Raw genomic sequence first — 15,501 nt, 5'->3', positions numbered from 1 at the left:
GCGGGTAGGACATCGCCGTCCACCGCACGGAGCACGGGAGCCGAGCGCACATGAGCCACTACACCGCCAATCTGCGGGACCTGGAGTTCAACCTCTTCGAGTTCCTCGACACCAAGGACCGCTTCGGCACCGGGCCCTTCGAGCAGATGGACGCCGAGACCGCCCGCGGGGTCCTCGCCGAGATCCGCAAGCTCGCCGAGGGCCCCGTCGCGGCGTCGTTCGCGGACGCCGACCGCAACCCGCCCGTGTTCGACCCGGCCACGCACTCGGTGACGCTCCCCGACTCGTTCAAGAAGTCGGTGCGGGCGCTCGAGGCCGGCGAGTGGTTCCGCCTCGACCTACCCGAGGAGCTCGGCGGCTTCGGCGCCCCGCACGCGCTGACCTGGGCCGCCTTCGAGATGGTGCTGGGCGCCAACCCCGCCGTCTTCATGTACGGCTCCTGGGCCGCGTTCGCCGCCGTCCTGCACGAGCTTGGCACCGCCGACCAGAAGCGCATGGCCGAGCTCATGATCGAGCACAAGTGGGGCGCCACGATGGTGCTCACCGAGCCGGACGCCGGATCCGACGTCGGCGCCGGCACCACGAAGGCCGTGCAGCAGGCCGACGGCTCCTGGCACATCCAGGGCGTCAAGCGCTTCATCACCTCGGCCGAGCACGACCTCAGCGACAACATCGTCCACCTCGTCCTCGCCCGCCCCGAGGGCGCGAAGCCGGGCACCAAGGGGCTGTCGCTGTTCGTCGTCCCCAAGTTCCACGTGGACCTCGCGACCGGTGCGCTCGGCGAGCGCAACGGCGTCCACGTCACCAACGTCGAGAAGAAGATGGGCCTCAAGGTCTCCACGACCTGCGAGGTGACCTTCGGCGACGGGCCCGTCCCGGCGAAGGGCTGGCTGGTCGGCGACGTGCACGACGGCATCGCGCAGATGTTCAAGGTGATCGAGCACGCCCGCATGTTCGTGGGCGCCAAGGCGATCGCCACGCTCTCGGCCGGCTACCAGGTCGCGCTCGGCTACGCGAAGACCCGCGTGCAGGGCGCCGACCTCACCGCCACGAGCAAGGACGCCCCGCGGGTGACCATCAGCCACCACCCCGACGTCCGCCGCTCGCTGATGTTGCAGAAGTCGTACGCGGAGGGCATGCGCGCGCTCTACCTCTACGCCGCGAGCTTCCGGGACCAGGTGACCGAGGCCGAGGCCGCCGGTGCCGGCGACAGCGAGGAGGCGAAGCTCGCCGAGCGGGTCAACGACCTGCTGCTGCCGATCGTGAAGGGCTTCGGCTCGGAGCGGGCCACCCAGCTGCTCACCGCAGAGTCGCTGCAGACGCTCGGCGGCTCGGGCTACCTGCAGGATTATCCGATCGAGCAGTACATCCGCGACTCCAAGATCGACACCCTGTACGAGGGCACGACGGCGATCCAGGGCCAGGACTTCTTCTTCCGGAAGATCGTCAAGGACGGCGGTGTCGCGCTGACCTGGCTGGCCGGCCAGATCCAGGCCACGATCGACGCCGAGGCAGGCAACGGCCGGCTCAAGGAGGAGCGGGCGCTCCTGGCCTCCGCCCTCGCCGACGTCCAGGGCATGCTCACCGCGATGTTCGGCCACCTGACCGCCGCCCAGGAGGACATGACCTCGCTGTACAAGGTCGCGCAGAACACCAGCCGCCTGCTGCTGGCGGCGGGCGACCTGATCACCGGCTGGCTGCTCGTCCGGCAGTCGGAGGTCGCCCTCGCCGCCTTGGCCGGCGAGGTCAGCGAGAAGGACCGCTCCTTCTACGAGGGCAAGCTCGCCGCCACCCGATTCTTCGCCACCCAGGTGCTGCCGCGCCTGTCGTCGGACCGGGTGATCGTCGAGAACACCGACAACTCCCTCATGGAGGTCGACGAGGCCGCGTTCTGACCGGCCCCGTCCCGAGGCTCCGCCCGAGCGTGCGTGGGGTGAGCAGGACGGGGTCCTTCCGGCACCGCTCGCCGGCTCGCGGCGGGGCCCTGCAGAAGGGCCGCTCGAGCACGTCACCACGGCGGCCGCCGGCCGTTTCCGGGAGCGGACGGCGGGCATGCCTGTGGTCGACCACCGCAGACAGGAGCACCGTCATGACCGATCCACCGGGCAGCGACCGGATCCAGCAGGACATCCCCACCGCCTCGGGCAGCGGCGACAACAGCGACAGCGGCGCCACCGGCTCCAGCTTCGACGAGGTCCCCCTCACCCGCGACGAGGCCCTCGACCGGGATGCCGCGAACGGCGACGACCTGCCCGCCGGGGCCGACAGCGACGTGGCCCGTGCCCGGGGCGCGGCGGCGACGGGCGAGGTTTCCGGCGTGACCTCCCGCTCGGGCGGGAGGGACGCATGAACGAGCCCGACCGGACCGGCTACCGGGAGTCGCCGGACACCACCGACGGACCCGTGGCCGAGTCCCAGGAGCCGGCCCAGGACGCCGGGGCACCGGCCGACGAGGACGCCACGACGCTCACCACCGACGACGAGGCGCAGCGCGAGGACTCGGTGATGCGTCCGGGCAACGAGCCGGACTGAGGACGCGACGGGCCCCCGCGACGGTGGTCGCGGGGGCCCGTGCGACGGCCCTCGGCAGAGGGGTCTTCCTCAGACCCGCTCGGCGGGCCGGCCCTCCGTCTTCGGGACGACGGCGTGGTCGGCCGCGAGGTCGCGGGTGCGCGTCTCGCCGTAGGCGATCACCGCGATCACCGTCACGACGGCGCAGGCGAGCAGGTAGAGCGACACCCGCGTCGGGTTGGGGTCCTCGAAGCTGCCGAGCAGCGCCAGCGCGATCAGCGGAGCGGGAGCGCCGGCGACCAGGGAGGCCAGCTGCGACCCGATGCCGACCCCGGTGTAGCGGGACTTCGTGCCGAACAGCTCGGCGAAGAAGGCCGCCTGCGGCCCGTACATGGCGCCGTGGAACAGCAGGCCCACCGTGATGGCGAAGACGCTGATCCAGAAGTTGTCGGCGTCCAACAGGGCGAACAGCACGAACGCCCACACCCCGATGCCGACGGCGCCGAAGAGGTAGACCGGGCGGCGCCCGATGCGGTCCGACAGCGCGCCCCACAGCGGGATGGTCACCAGGTGCACGGCCGACGCGATGACCAGGGCGTTCAGCGTGAACGAGGACTCCGCCCCCTGCGCGTTGATCAGGTAGGAGAGGGCGAAGGCGGTGAGCAGGTAGAAGGAGACGTTCTCGGCGATGCGGGCGCCCATGGCCACCAGCACCTCGCGCTTGTAGTGGCTCAGGATCGTGAGGATCGGGGCCTTCTCGGCCACGCCGGTCTGGGCCGCCTTCTCGGCGGCGACCCGCTGCGCCTCGAGGAACACCGGCGACTCGCTGACCGCGAGCCGGACGAACAGGCCCACGAGGATCAGCACGGCCGACAGCAGGAACGGGATGCGCCACCCCCAGCTCTGGAACGCCTCGTCCGACTGGAAGGCGGCCAGCAGGGCGAGGACACCCGTCGCGAGCAGGTTCCCGGCGGGCGCACCGGCCTGGGGCCACGACGACCAGAAGCCGCGGTTCTCGGGCTTGCCGTGCTCGGAGACCAGCAGCACGGCGCCGCCCCACTCGCCACCGAGGGCGAAGCCCTGGATGAGCCGCAGGGTGACGAGCAGGACCGGGGCCAGGACCCCGACGGTCCCGAACGTCGGCAGGAGACCGATGGCGAAGGTCGCGCCACCCATGAGCAGCAGTGAGATGACCAGCAGCTTCTTGCGGCCGATCCGGTCGCCGAAGTGGCCGAAGACCAGGGCCCCGACGGGGCGGGCGAAGAAGCCGACGGCGTAGGTGCCGAAGGACAGCAGGGTGCCGGCGAACGCCGACTGCTCGGGGAAGAACAGCGCCGGGAAGACCAGCGCGGCGGCCGAGCCGTAGAGGAAGAAGTCGTACCACTCGACCGTGGTGCCGATGACGCTGGCGCCGACGACGCGGCCGAAGCCGGCTCGGGGCTGCGCGGGTGCGGACATGGATGTCTCCTCGTCGAGGGGTGGTGCCTGTCGGGACGACGCTAGGGCGCCGGTCACACCTCGGCCATGTGTGGCGACGCTCCCAACGTGACCCCAGACATGTGTGCTGCGCCCATGCCCAGCGCGGTGCCACGGCGCGGCGTCCCCCGCACGACCGTTCCGACCGGTGTGGCCGCACCCCATCGTCACGCCGCGCGCTGTGTGCTCACCACCTGTGGGGCGCGTCGCAGCGAGGGCCTACCGTCGCCACCATGGCGGTCAACGGTTCCCTCGTCGGACGGCGCGCGCTCATCACCGGCGGGGCGTCGGGCATCGGCCGCGCCTGCGCGGTCCGTCTCGCCGAGGCCGGCGCCGACGTCGTCGTCGTGGACCGCGACGCAGAGGCGGCGAAGGCCGCGGCCACCGAGGTGGGCGGGACGGCGCTCGCCGTCGACCTCTCCGACCTCGAGGCCGTGGACGGCCTGGACCTCGCCGTCGACATCCTGGTCAACAACGCCGGGCTGCAGCACGTGGCCCCGCTGCACGAGTTCCCCGTCGACCGGTTCTCCTACATCCTCCGCCTGATGCTGGAGGCGCCGTTCCGGCTGGCCCGGGGAGCGCTGCCGCACATGTACGAGCGCGGCTGGGGCCGGGTGGTCAACATCAGCTCCATCCACGGCCTGCGGGCATCGGCCTACAAATCCGCCTACGTCACGGCCAAGCACGGCCTGGAGGGGCTGTCGAAGGTGATCGCGCTCGAGGGCGCCCCGCACGGGGTCACCTCGAACTGCGTGAACCCCGCCTACGTGCGCACGCCCCTCGTGGAGGGGCAGATCGCCGACCAGGCGAGGGCCCACGGGCTCTCCGAGGACCAGGTGGTCGAGCAGGTGATGCTCGCGCCGGCAGCGGTCAAGCGGCTGATCGAGCCCGCCGAGGTGGCCGACGCCGTGGCGTGGCTGTGCTCCCCGTCCGCGGCCTCGGTCACCGGCACCTCGCTGGTGATGGACGGCGGGTGGAGCGCGCACTGATGAGGGATCCCCTGCCCCCCACCGCTCGCGTGCTCGCGGCGGAACCCGGCAGGGGACCGGCGACAATGCTGGCCGTGTCGGCCATCGAGTACTTCGAGCTGCTCCTCGGCGACGCAGCCGCGATCGAGTACGAGCGGCCGGTGGTCCGCGCCAGGGCGGCCGGTGCGGAGGGCGACGAGCTCGCCGAGCTGGAGCGCGTGAAGCTGCTGGCCCTGGAGGTGCGCGAGGCGTTCGCCGCCCGCCGCCGGCGTGAGTCCGAGCTGTCGGCCCTGTTCGACACGGCCAACGACCTCGCGGCCCTGCGGGGCGTGGACTCCGTGCTCACCGCGATCGTGCGGCGGGCCCGGCAGCTGCTGGGCACCGACGTCTCCTACCTGACGCTCAACGACCCCGCCGCGGGCGACACCTGCATGCGGGTCACCGACGGGTCCGTCTCCGCCCGCTTCCAGGCCCTGCGGCTGCCGATGGGCGCCGGGCTCGGCGGGCTGGTGGCCCAGACGGCCGCGCCGTACGCGACGTCCAGCTACTTCGACGACGCCCGGTTCCGGCACACGAGCGAGATCAACGACGGCGTGCACGACGAGGGGCTCGTCGCCATCCTCGGCGTCCCGCTGATCCGCGGGTCCCAGGTGATCGGCGTGCTCTTCGCCGCCGACCGCACCGAGCGGACCTTCGACCGCTCCGAGGTGTCGCTGCTCGGCTCGCTGGCGGCGCACGCGGCGATCGCCCTCGACAACGCCCGGCTCCTGGAGGAGACGCGGGCCGCACTGGACGAGCTCTCGGCCGCCAGCCGCGAGCTGCGCGCCCACACGGCGTCGGTCGAGCGAGCGGCCGGGGCCCACGACCGGTTCATCGACCTGGTCCTGCGGGGCGGTGGGGTGGAGGACGTCGCCGCCGCGGTCACCGAGGCCCTGGGCGGCAGCATCACGGTCCTCGACGAGGAGGGCAGGGTCACGCCCGCCGACGCCCCGTCGACCGGTGGCCTGCCCCCGGACCCGGCCGGCGCCCTCACCCTCGCCCGGTCCACCGGCCGGACCGTGCGGGACGGCAGCTGGTGGACCGCTGCGGTCACCGTCGACAGCGAGCTGCTGGGCGGGCTGGTGCTGCACCGCGCGGACGAGCTGTCCGACTCCGACCAGCGCATCCTCGAGCGCGCCGCGCTGGTCACCGCGCTGCTGCTGTTGATCCGCCGCACGGCGGGCGAGGCGGAGAACCGGGTGCGCGGCGAGCTGCTCGAGGAACTGCTCGGCTCCCCCGTCCGCGATCCCGACGGGTTGCGGGAGCGGGCGAAGCGGCTGGGCGCCGACCTGGACCGGCCGCACGCGGTCGTGGTGGCCCGGACCGAGGAGCGCGGCCGCCCGCGGGCGCTGGCGGCGGCGACCCACCTGGCGGCGACGCGCGGCGGCCTGGCCGGGGTGCACGACGGCTGCGTCGTCCTCTGCCTGCCCGACGTCGCGCCGGGCGCGGCGGCGAGCACGGTGCGCCGCGAGCTGGCCGGGGCGGGCGCCGGGCCGGTCACCGTCGGCGGTGCCGGCCCGGCGCGCGGACCCGGGGCGATGGCCGCGGCGCACGCCGAGGCGGCCCGCTGCGCGGCCACCCTGGTGGCACTGGGCCGGGCAGGCGGATCGGCGAGCGCCGACGAGCTGGGCTTCTTCGGCCTGCTGGTGGGCGACGGGCGCGACGTGCGCGGCTTCGTGGACGCCACGCTCGCGCCGGTGCTCGCCTACGACGCCAGGCGGAGCACCGACCTGGTGGGCACGCTGCAGGCGTTCTTCGAGGCCGGCAGCTCACCGGCGCGGGCCGCGGAGGCGCTGCGGGTGCACGTCAACACCGTCACCCAGCGGCTGGACCGGGTCGGCCGGCTGCTCGGCAGGGGATGGTCGTCCCCGGAGCGGGCGCTGGAGGTCCAGCTCGCCCTGCGCCTGCACCGCCTCACCGGCGCCGTCCCCGACTGACGGGGCGTTCAGCCGCCCAGGAGACCGAGCGGGATGCCGGGCGCGTCGCGGCGCTGGCCGCACAGCCGGCACACCTCACCCCCCGGGCCCTGCAGACGCTCGTCCGGGGGGGTTGCTCACGGATGCAGGAGTGCATGCCGATCAGGCATCGCACGGGTTCGCCTGCCATGGTCGAACGCTACGCAGCGCCGACCGCGCGGGCATGGCCGAAGGTCATCGCGGCGGCTCCTACGCTGGGCGGGTGAACCCGGTCCTCACCCCGCCGTCGGTCCTGCCGGCCCAGGAGTGGAGGGCACGGACGGCCGCGCACGAGGCGAGGATCGACCGCTGGACGGCCCCACACCGGGAGCGACGTCGTCGAGGGGAGCAGCACCCCGTCCTGGACTTCCTCTTCACGTACTACTCGGAGACACCGGGCCGGCTGCGCCGCTGGCATCCCGGGCCGGGCGTGGCGCTCGCCGGTCCCGCCCCGCACGCCGCCTGGCGCTGGTATACGGCCGGCGGCGGCACCGTGCGCCTCGACACCACGGCCTTCGTGGCCGACCGGGGCGACACCGTCCGCTTCGTCCGCGGGCTGCTGGCCGCCACCGCGTCCCGGCCGGCGTCCACCGGCTGCTTCGGCCTGCACGAGTGGGCCATGGTCTACCGGGACACCGGGACCCGGCACCCGGTGCCGCTCCGGCTCGGCCGGGCGGGCACCGACGCCGTCGTCGAGGCGCACACGATCCGCTGCACCCACTTCGACGCCTTCCGGTTCTTCACGCCGTCCGCCGTGGGCCGCAACCGCCTCCAGCCGACCCGCGAGACCCAGCCCGACCTCGAGCAGCCCGGCTGCCTGCACGCGGGGATGGACCTGTACAAGTGGGCCTACAAGCTCGGTCCGGCAACCCCCGGTGAGCTCGTCGCCGACTGCTTCGAGCTGGCCGTCGAGATCCGCGAGCTCGACATGCGGGCCTCGCCCTACGACCTGCGCCAGCACGGCTACGAGCCGGTGGTGATCGAGACGCCCGAGGGGAAGGCGGAGTACGTGGCGGCGCAGCGCGGGTTCGCCGAGCGCGGCGCCGTCCTCCGGCAGCGCCTCCTGGACGTCTGCGACGCGTTGGTGGCCTGACGACGCGACCGTCGGCCGAGGGCGCGGTGGCAGGGACGGAGCCCGCTCCCCGCGGTCCGGGCGTCAGCGGGGGGACGAGGGGGCGGCGCCGGTGACCGGTGGATCCTGCGGGCCCGGCTCCCCGGTGGCCCCGGCCTCCACGAGCAGGCGCTCGGCGGCGCTGAGCACGTAGAAGGGGTCGTACTTGCTCTCGAGCTCGTCGTTCGCCGCCCGGGCCCACCTGTTGTCGGCCGCGTACGCGAAGAGCACGTAGGGCTCCGGCTCGGGGAGACCTCCGAAGCACACCCCGCCCTGCTCACCCCGATCGGCGATCGTCCAGCCGATGCGGAGTTCCCGCGGGGCGGACACGAGGGTGGACCGGAGGGTCGAGCGCTGGATCCGCCAGGCGGCATAGACGTCGCCCTCCTGCATCCCCCACATCCCGGGGGGACGGACGGTCCAGCGTCCCGACGTCTCCAGCGGGGTCCAGAATCGGGGGTCCTCGTCGACGAGGCGGAAGTCGCCCTCGAGCGCGGCCGCGGCGTGCACCTGGACCCGGATCCCGTCGTGGACCGCAGGGGCCGCCGTGCCCCCGGACAAGCGACACCAGCACGCGGCTGGACTTCTCCTCGCCGGGCCCGAGGTTCGTCCTGGTCTCGGTGACCCGCCCGTACTGGAGCACCGTCGGGCAGACCTGGTCCGCGGTCCGTGACTGGGACTCGACGAACTCGTGGCCGTCCATGCCCACCAGCGGCTCCCAGGGCCGGAAGGGCCGATCGGTGGATCCGCCCGCGCGGAGGTCGAACCCGACGACGGTGTACTGCGTCATGAGGAGGTCCAGCGGCATCTGCCCGCCGTTGCGGATCCCGATCCGCACCGGCACGACGGTGAGGTCGGGCAGCTCCGTGGCCTCCCCGAAGTCGACCGTGATCGTCAGGTTGGGGTGCGTCTGCGCGGGGTTGTGCGTGGTCGTGTACCAGCCGCCGCCGATCTGGAGCACTGCGGCGAGCAGGGTGCCGACCAGCGCGAGGACCGCCAGCCCGACCTCGATCTGCCGCGCGAGCCACTTCTGCCGGGGCAGTGGGTTCACCCACGGGTCGCACGCCCAGGACACCACCAGCGCGACGACCACGGCGAGCAGCACCACGCTGGTCACGACGAACGCCACCGACGGGCGCCAGTCGATCCACCGGTCGGGGAAGGCCAGTCGCCAGTAGTCCCCCACGATGAACAGCGACGCCACACCGCCACCGGTGCCGGCCCATCGCGAGGTGGGCGGCCTGAGCAGCAGCCAGCCTGCCCAGCAGGCGGCCGCGGCGGCCAGGAGCCGCAGGGCTGCCGCCACGCGATCGGCGAGATCGTCCGCCGCGAGCATGTCCCCCGCTGCGATGGCACCGGTCACGAGGCCGATGACGAGGAAGAGCAGACCCCTCCAGCGAGCCGACGGCTCCAGCGCCTTCTCCGCCGCCTGCTGGTCCGCGGCCGTCCCACGTGCCGGCGAAGCGGCCGGGGAGCCGGCTCCCGTATCGGCGGGAGGTCCGGGCCGGGACGCGCCCAGGCCGACGAGGGCCGCGCCGGCGATGCTGAGCCCGACGGCCACGACGGCGGGAGCATCGCTCCAGGCCGTCGTCCCGGCGAACCCCGCAAGGGCGAGGACCGTCCCCAGCATGGTCGACGGCACCTGGACGGCGTCGGTGCGGAGCGCGCGGCGCAGCCGGCTGCCCGGTGCGGTGTCCGGGGTCGTGGTCATGGCGCCCCCTGAGTGCGCACAGCCCTCGCCCTGTCAGAGGGCCCTCCGGCCGTGGGGATACAGGGACCGGGTGGACGTCGGTCCGGCCCCCGCGACGCCTCAGACGCCGTCGCGGGGAGGTGCCGGGGAACGCGGCCGGCGGCGGCCGGTTCGCGGCACGCCGTACCGTCGTCGGGTGACCTCCATCCGCACCGGCCGCTGGGTACGGCTCGACGGCACGACCAACACCCGGGACCTGGGTGGCCTGCCCACGGCCGACGGCGGCCGCACCCTGCCCGGCCGGGTCCTGCGCAGCGACAACCTGCAGACGCTCAGCGCGGACGACGTCCGCCGGCTGGTCGAGGAGATCGGTCTGCGCCAGGTCGTCGACCTGCGCACCACGGCCGAGATCCTGCTCGAGGGGCGCGGGCCGCTGCGCCACGTCCCGCAGGTCGCGCACCGGCACTTCAGCCTGCTGCCGGAGCGCGGGCACCACACCGACGTCTTCGCCGTCGAGGAGGACGACCCGGAGCTGGACCTGCCCGCCGACTGGGCCGAGTCGCTGCTCCCCCGCCAGGTCGCGGCGCACGACGAGTCCGAGCCGCCGGCGGTCCGTTCCTACCTGGGCTACCTCGGCCAGCGGGGCGACAACGTCGTGGCCGCACTGCGGGCGATCTCGCACGCCGGGCCCGGGGCCTCGGTGGTGCACTGTGCCGCGGGGAAGGACCGCACCGGCGTGGTCTGCGCCCTGGCCCTGGCGGTCGCCGAGGTGCCGCACGAGGAGATCGTGGCCGACTACGCGATGACCGCCGACGTCATCGAGGCGCTGGTCGCCAAGCTGGCGGCCTCCCCGACCTACGCCGAGGACATGGTCTCCCGGGACGTCGCCAGCCACACCCCCCGGGCGGAGACCATGGAGCGGGTGCTGGCCCTGCTCGACGAGCGGCACGGGGGCCCCGCGGGCTGGCTGACCGCGCACGGCTTCGGTCCCGACGAGCAGGCCGCCCTGCGCGCACGCCTGCGGGACTGAAGCCGCCCGCGAGCTCGGGGGAAGCGTTCGAACCGGGCCGGCTCAGCGGGCGGTGCCGGCTCCGCGGCGCACGCGCTCCTTGTGCCGGTACATCGCCGCGTCGGCGGCCCGCAGCAACTCCTCCGCGGTCCGCACCTCGGAGGCCCCGCCGTGCACCGCGACCCCGACGCTCGTGCCGACGGGCACGTCGGTGCCCTCCAGCCGGAAGGGCTCGGTGAAGCAGGCCGAGACCCGCTCCGCCAGCCGGTGCGCGTCGTCCGCGTCGACCAGGCCGGGCAGGATGATGGCGAACTCGTCGCCGCTGAGTCGCCCCACCGTGTCCCCGGGGCGCACGGCGGCGCGCAGCCGTGCGGCCACCTGGCGCAGCAGCTCGTCGCCGGCGGCGTGCCCGAGGGTGTCGTTGACCTCCTTGAACCGGTCGAGGTCGCTGAAGAGGACGCCGAGCAGCGCCCCGGGCGCGGCGTCCGGCAGGGCGGCCTCCAGCCGGTCGAGGAAGAGCATCCGGTTGGGCAGCCCGGTCAGCGCGTCGTGCGTGGCCTGGTGGCGCACCCGCTCCAGCAGCCGGGCCTTCTGCAGGGCCGTCGAGGCCTGGTCACCCACGCCGCGCAGGCGGACGAGGACGTCACCGCTGAGCGACGAGGGCGCCCGACCGGCCTCCCAGCCCACCGTCGCCACGCCGAGGAAGCTGGCGCCCGCGAGCAGGGGCACCGCCACCACGTCTGAACTGCCGATCGCCTGGAGCAGCCCCCGCAGGACCGGGCTGCTGGTGGAGACGTCGAGGATCCTCGGCGTCCGGTCGGTGAGCATGCCGACCAGCTCCGGAACGTCCTCCGGGTACAGCTGCGCCCCGGCGAAGAACTGGTGCTGCTCCTCCGACATGCCCGCGGCGGAGGCGGCGCGCAGGACGCCCACGCCCGGGTCCCAGAGCAGGAGGCTCGATCGCGTGCAGCCGACGATCCGCGGGAGCGCATCGGCCACCACGTCGCTCACCGACGCGGCGTCCGTCGCGGCGGCGAGCTGGTGGGCCAGCTCCAGGAGGGCACCGGCCCGGGCGGCCTCCCGCCGCGCCCCGTCGAGGGCGAACAGCAGGTCCAGCGCCGCGGCCGCGTGCCCCGCGTAGGCGGTGAGCATGGACTCCTCGTCGCCCATGGCGCCGTAGTCGGAGCCGTAGAGGGCGGCCAGGCGGCCGTGGAACCGGCGCGCGGACGCGACGTCCACCACGACGGCGTTCTGCGCCAGATCACCGCCGGCCAGCAGGGTCGCGGCCAGCTCCGGCACCTCATCCTGCGGCACGCCCGAGCTGTGCACGAGGGGATCGCCGTCCTGGGGAGCGGCGACGGCGAGGAGGTACGCGGGGGCCAGGACCGCCTCGGCGGCGCGCGTGATGATCCGGTGCAGGGCGGTGTCCAGGTCGTCACTGGCGACCAGGTCGGTGCCCGCCGACTGGAGGCTGCGCAGCTGCCCGCGCAGTGCACGCAGCTCCACGTCGGCCGACCGCTCGCTCCCCCGACGCCGGGGCAGGCGGGTGCGGCGGTCCCAGGTGAGGTGGTAGATGCACGCCAGGTGGCCGTCGGACTCGCACTCCTCGTGCTCCACCCGGGCGGCGGGCAGGCCGAAGATCGTCGGGACGGTGCTGATCAGCCCCTGGGCGTAGATGCAGTCGAGCCGGGAGTGCTGGTAGCCGGGGTGCAACGTGTACCGGATGGACGCCGACGTGGCGGTGGCGTCCAGGATCTCCATCGTCGAGGTGGTGCTGAACTTGACCACGGCGCGCGGCAGCTGCCGGAAGACCTGTCGCGGCGTGCCCATCGCGCGCAGCAGGATCACCATCGAGTTGGCCAGCCCGCTGTGCAGCGCCGCGACGCCCACCTTGAACATCAGGTCGGGGTCCCCGAGCACGTCGGTGGCGGCGGCGAACAGCCGGATGCGGGTGTCGTAGCTCCACCACCGGGACTGGTCGTCGAGCTGCTCCGCGGTGTACGGGACGCCGGAGCGCTCGAGCACCCGCTCGACCGCTTCGTCACCGGCGATCGAGCGCACATACCGCAGCAGCACGCCGGTCGTCGCCCCCGAGGTCTCGCGCGCCTCTCCCGCGGCGCTCATCGCGTCACCCCGGGCCGGGGGGACGCCGGGGGCGACGGGCAGGGCCGCGGACCGGCGGCCGAGCCGCCGGCGGTCGACGAACCCACGAGGTGCACGACCAGGAAAACGGCAGGCCCGGGGCCGGACCTGAGCCCGTTGACCCCTTGGGGGGACGGACCCTTGCGCCGACGTGACGGCGCGCGCACCCCGGTCCGGGTGGAGCGTCTGGCCCCTCCCCCGGACCGACGGCCCGGCGCCGGGGGGTAGCTCAGGCCGCGGCACGTCGCCGGCGCCGGGCAGGGGCCCGGCGCGAGATCCAGACGTGCACTCACAGCGACAGCATGACAGCAGTCTGCAGCCACTCTCAGCGGCGGAGGAGGGACGCCGGACAGCGGACGACCGCCCAGAGCAGACGACCCCGGCCTCCTGCCGGAGGTCGGGGTCGCTGGGTGGGTGCCGCGAGTGCGGCACCGCGCGTCAGGGGCTCACGGCCGAGCCGCCTCAGTGGCTCCGGGCCGGAGCCGCCTCAGCGGCTGTTCGCGAGGGTGAGGAGCTCGTCGCGCATCGCCGGGCTGCTCGTGCGAGCGAGGGCCTGGTTCAGTGCCCGCCGGGTACGCGCTGCCTGTCGACGCTGCCGCCACCGGGAGGTCACGCTGCTCATCTCTGTGCCTTTCATCGGAGTAGATCGCCTGCACCCTTAGCAAAGCAGGCGAACGTCAGTCTATTCCGACGAATCGCAGGTGGAATTGAAGCTTGGCCGACGTTCCCTCACTCCACAGAGTGAGAACCGTCACCCCTCCAGCACGGCGCGGGCCGCCGCACGGGCCGCGTGCGGGTCGTCCGTGGCGAGGGCCGCCTCGGCGGCCCGCTCGCAGGTGGCCAGGTCGACGGTGGCCAGCCGGGCACCCACCCGGGCGACCGCGGACGTGGCGCAGGAGAGCGAGCTGATGCCCAGGCCCACCAGCACGCACCCGAGCATCGGATCTGCGGCCGCCTCACCGCACACCCCCACCGGCTTGCCCGTGCGCCGGCCCGCTGCGGCGGTGAGCGCGACGAGCTCCAGCAGCGCGGGCTGCCACGGGTCGGTCAGCTCGGCGAGGTCGGCCGACAGCCGGTCGGCGGCCAGGGCGTACTGGGACAGGTCGTTGGTGCCGATCGACAGGAAGTCGACGTGCGCCAGCAACCGCTCCGCGTGGAGCGCGGCCGACGGCACCTCGATCATGACCCCGGGCACGAGTCCGCGGGACCGGACGGCGGCGGCGAAGCCGGCCGCCTCAGGGACCGTCGCCACCATGGGAGCCATCACCCAGGGCGTCGAGCCGGTGCGGGCGGCTGCCTCCGCGATGGCATCGAGCTGGCGCTCGAGCAGTCCCGGGTCGCGGCGGGCCACGCGCAGGCCCCGGACGCCGAGCGCGGGGTTCGCCTCGTCGGGGGGCGTGGCGAAGGCGAGGGGCTTGTCCGACCCCGCGTCCAGCGTGCGGACGACGACCTTGCGGCCCGGGAAGGCTGCCAGGACCTCGGCGTAGCCGGCCGCCTGCTCCTCGACGCTGGGCTCCTGGGCCCGGCCGAGGAAGGCCAGCTCGGTGCGGAAGAGGCCCACCCCTTCCGCGTGGGCGGCGACGGCCGCCCGGGCGCCAGCGCCGTCCTGGACGTTCGCCAGCACCTGGACGACGTGGCCGTCGCGGGTGCGACCTGGACCCTCGTAGCCGGCCAGCGCCTCGGCGGCCAGCCGGGCGTCCTCCACCCGCGAGCGGGCCTGCTCGGGCGCCGGGTTCACCGTCACGGTCCCCTGCTCGCCGTCGATCAGCACTGTCGCCCCCACGGGCACGTCGTCGAGCCCGCCCACGCCGACGACGCACGGCAGACCGAGCTGGCGGGCGATGATCGCCGTGTGGCTGGTCGTGCCGCCCAGCCTGGTGGCCAGACCGAGGATCCGCGCCGGGTCGAGGCCGGCGGTGTCGGCCGGCGCCAGGTCGTCGGCCAGCAAGACCGAGGGCACCTCGGGCGCGGGAACCCCGGGCTCTCCCTGACCGGTCAGCTCCGCGACGATGCGGTCGCGCACGTCCCGGACGTCGGGGACGCGCTCGGCCATCAGGCCCCCGAGGGCACTGAACATGTCCATGAACTGCTGGGCGGCCTGCACGGCCGCGACCTCCGCGGGCCGCCCCTCGTCGATGCGCTGCTCCGCCGTGGTCTGCAGGGCGCGGTCGCGTGCGATGCCGGCGGTGGTGCTGAGCACCTCGGCGCTCACGCCCGTTGCCGCGGCCGCCCGCGCGGTCAGCCGTTCCGCGACGAGGTGGGCCGCCGCCCGGAACCGCGCCTTCTCCGCCTCGCGCTCCCCCTCGGGCACCGCGGCGCCGGTGTCGGACGGGACCCGGACGGCGCCCATCGGGCGGACGACGGGACCGACTGCGGCCCCGGGCACCACCGGCGTGCCCGTGAGGACGACGGTCGTGGCGGTCGCGGGCGGGGAGACGGTGCTCGACATGGGGACCTCGCTGCGGGCGGAAGGAGAGATCGGCGGGGACGCCTTCGTCCGGTGACCAGCGTCACGAATAGCTGTTGACTTGTCAACGGAACAGACGTAAAACAACACAGACGCAAGCACAAAGCCACACAGTCGGACATGGCGCCCTCAC

At 74.1% G+C, this 15,501-nt stretch carries 12 protein-coding genes; 7 read left to right on the top strand and 5 right to left on the bottom strand.

Going from position 1 to position 15,501, the window contains the following annotated elements:
* Positions 1 to 50 precede the first annotated feature (50 nt).
* The 3 genes from ACFSHS_RS15185 (at position 51) to ACFSHS_RS15175 (ending at position 2,532) form a co-directional block, all read left to right on the top strand.
* On the top strand, positions 51 to 1,895 hold the full coding sequence (locus ACFSHS_RS15185; RefSeq protein WP_376877751.1) for an acyl-CoA dehydrogenase: 1,845 nt from the start codon (positions 51 to 53) through the stop codon (positions 1,893 to 1,895).
* A 194-nt stretch (positions 1,896 to 2,089) separates the two neighbouring features.
* On the top strand, positions 2,090 to 2,350 hold the full coding sequence (locus ACFSHS_RS15180; RefSeq protein ID WP_376877748.1) for a hypothetical protein: 261 nt from the start codon (positions 2,090 to 2,092) through the stop codon (positions 2,348 to 2,350).
* The gene (locus ACFSHS_RS15175; protein WP_376877745.1) at positions 2,347 to 2,532 is read left to right on the top strand and encodes a hypothetical protein; all 186 of its coding nucleotides are present in this window, start codon (positions 2,347 to 2,349) and stop codon (positions 2,530 to 2,532) included. Before ACFSHS_RS15180 ends, ACFSHS_RS15175 begins: the two co-directional genes overlap by 4 nt.
* Before the next feature lie 69 nt (positions 2,533 to 2,601).
* Here the strand turns inward: ACFSHS_RS15175 and ACFSHS_RS15170 are convergent, their stop codons facing one another.
* Complete coding sequence (locus tag ACFSHS_RS15170; RefSeq protein ID WP_376877742.1) at positions 2,602 to 3,969, bottom strand: MFS transporter; 1,368 nt, start codon at positions 3,967 to 3,969, stop codon at positions 2,602 to 2,604.
* Positions 3,970 to 4,220: 251 nt separating this feature from the next.
* On the opposite strand from ACFSHS_RS15170, the gene ACFSHS_RS15165 reads away from it, so the two are divergent.
* The 3 genes from ACFSHS_RS15165 (at position 4,221) to ACFSHS_RS15155 (ending at position 8,042) form a co-directional block, all read left to right on the top strand.
* The gene (locus tag ACFSHS_RS15165) at positions 4,221 to 4,976 is read left to right on the top strand and encodes a 3-hydroxybutyrate dehydrogenase (protein ID WP_376877739.1); all 756 of its coding nucleotides are present in this window, start codon (positions 4,221 to 4,223) and stop codon (positions 4,974 to 4,976) included.
* A 65-nt stretch (positions 4,977 to 5,041) separates the two neighbouring features.
* Positions 5,042 to 6,931, top strand: a complete 1,890-nt coding sequence (locus tag ACFSHS_RS15160) for a helix-turn-helix domain-containing protein (protein ID WP_376877998.1) — start codon at positions 5,042 to 5,044, stop codon at positions 6,929 to 6,931.
* A 241-nt stretch (positions 6,932 to 7,172) separates the two neighbouring features.
* Positions 7,173 to 8,042: a 3-methyladenine DNA glycosylase gene (locus ACFSHS_RS15155; RefSeq protein WP_376877736.1), complete on the top strand. Its 870-nt coding sequence runs from the start codon at positions 7,173 to 7,175 to the stop codon at positions 8,040 to 8,042.
* Between the two features lie 63 nt (positions 8,043 to 8,105).
* Here ACFSHS_RS15155 and ACFSHS_RS15150 read toward each other — a convergent pair whose 3' ends face one another.
* Positions 8,106 to 8,390, bottom strand: coding sequence for a hypothetical protein (locus ACFSHS_RS15150; protein WP_376877733.1), 285 nt, complete (start codon positions 8,388 to 8,390; stop codon positions 8,106 to 8,108).
* The gene (locus ACFSHS_RS15145) at positions 8,338 to 9,771 is read right to left on the bottom strand and encodes a hypothetical protein (RefSeq protein ID WP_376877730.1); all 1,434 of its coding nucleotides are present in this window, start codon (positions 9,769 to 9,771) and stop codon (positions 8,338 to 8,340) included. The genes ACFSHS_RS15150 and ACFSHS_RS15145 overlap by 53 nt, the downstream gene beginning before the upstream one ends.
* A gap of 175 nt (positions 9,772 to 9,946) precedes the next feature.
* On the opposite strand from ACFSHS_RS15145, the gene ACFSHS_RS15140 reads away from it, so the two are divergent.
* Positions 9,947 to 10,780 carry a tyrosine-protein phosphatase gene (locus tag ACFSHS_RS15140; RefSeq protein ID WP_376877727.1) on the top strand — a complete coding sequence of 278 codons (834 nt, stop codon included), beginning with the start codon at positions 9,947 to 9,949 and terminating at the stop codon, positions 10,778 to 10,780.
* Between the two features lie 42 nt (positions 10,781 to 10,822).
* On the opposite strand, the gene ACFSHS_RS15135 is transcribed toward ACFSHS_RS15140, so the two are convergent.
* Both ACFSHS_RS15135 and ACFSHS_RS15130 read right to left on the bottom strand, forming a co-directional pair.
* A complete protein-coding gene (locus ACFSHS_RS15135) occupies positions 10,823 to 12,883 on the bottom strand; it encodes a diguanylate cyclase domain-containing protein (protein WP_376877724.1) in 2,061 nt (686 codons plus the stop codon).
* Between the two features lie 769 nt (positions 12,884 to 13,652).
* Positions 13,653 to 15,350, bottom strand: a complete 1,698-nt coding sequence (locus ACFSHS_RS15130; RefSeq protein WP_376877721.1) for a phosphoenolpyruvate--protein phosphotransferase — start codon at positions 15,348 to 15,350, stop codon at positions 13,653 to 13,655.
* Positions 15,351 to 15,501 lie beyond the last annotated feature (151 nt).

This window comes from Blastococcus deserti, from assembly GCF_042682525.1.
Classification (GTDB): Bacteria; Actinomycetota; Actinomycetes; order Mycobacteriales; family Geodermatophilaceae; genus Blastococcus_B; species Blastococcus_B deserti.
This window is presented reverse-complemented; position numbering and strand designations above follow the sequence as displayed.

What these genes read in the sequence shown, in the direction of transcription:
- ACFSHS_RS15185 (WP_376877751.1), top strand. Translation starts at nt 51, where the DNA reads ATGAGCCACTACACCGCCAATCTGCGGGACCTGGAGTTCAACCTCTTC.
- ACFSHS_RS15180 (WP_376877748.1), top strand. Translation starts at nt 2,090, where the DNA reads ATGACCGATCCACCGGGCAGCGACCGGATCCAGCAGGACATCCCCACC.
- ACFSHS_RS15175 (WP_376877745.1), top strand. Translation starts at nt 2,347, where the DNA reads ATGAACGAGCCCGACCGGACCGGCTACCGGGAGTCGCCGGACACCACC.
- ACFSHS_RS15170 (WP_376877742.1), bottom strand. Translation starts at nt 3,969, where the DNA reads ATGTCCGCACCCGCGCAGCCCCGAGCCGGCTTCGGCCGCGTCGTCGGC.
- ACFSHS_RS15165 (WP_376877739.1), top strand. Translation starts at nt 4,221, where the DNA reads ATGGCGGTCAACGGTTCCCTCGTCGGACGGCGCGCGCTCATCACCGGC.
- ACFSHS_RS15160 (WP_376877998.1), top strand. Translation starts at nt 5,042, where the DNA reads ATGCTGGCCGTGTCGGCCATCGAGTACTTCGAGCTGCTCCTCGGCGAC.
- ACFSHS_RS15145 (WP_376877730.1), bottom strand. Translation starts at nt 9,771, where the DNA reads ATGACCACGACCCCGGACACCGCACCGGGCAGCCGGCTGCGCCGCGCG.
- ACFSHS_RS15135 (WP_376877724.1), bottom strand. Translation starts at nt 12,883, where the DNA reads ATGAGCGCCGCGGGAGAGGCGCGCGAGACCTCGGGGGCGACGACCGGC.
- ACFSHS_RS15130 (WP_376877721.1), bottom strand. Translation starts at nt 15,350, where the DNA reads ATGTCGAGCACCGTCTCCCCGCCCGCGACCGCCACGACCGTCGTCCTC.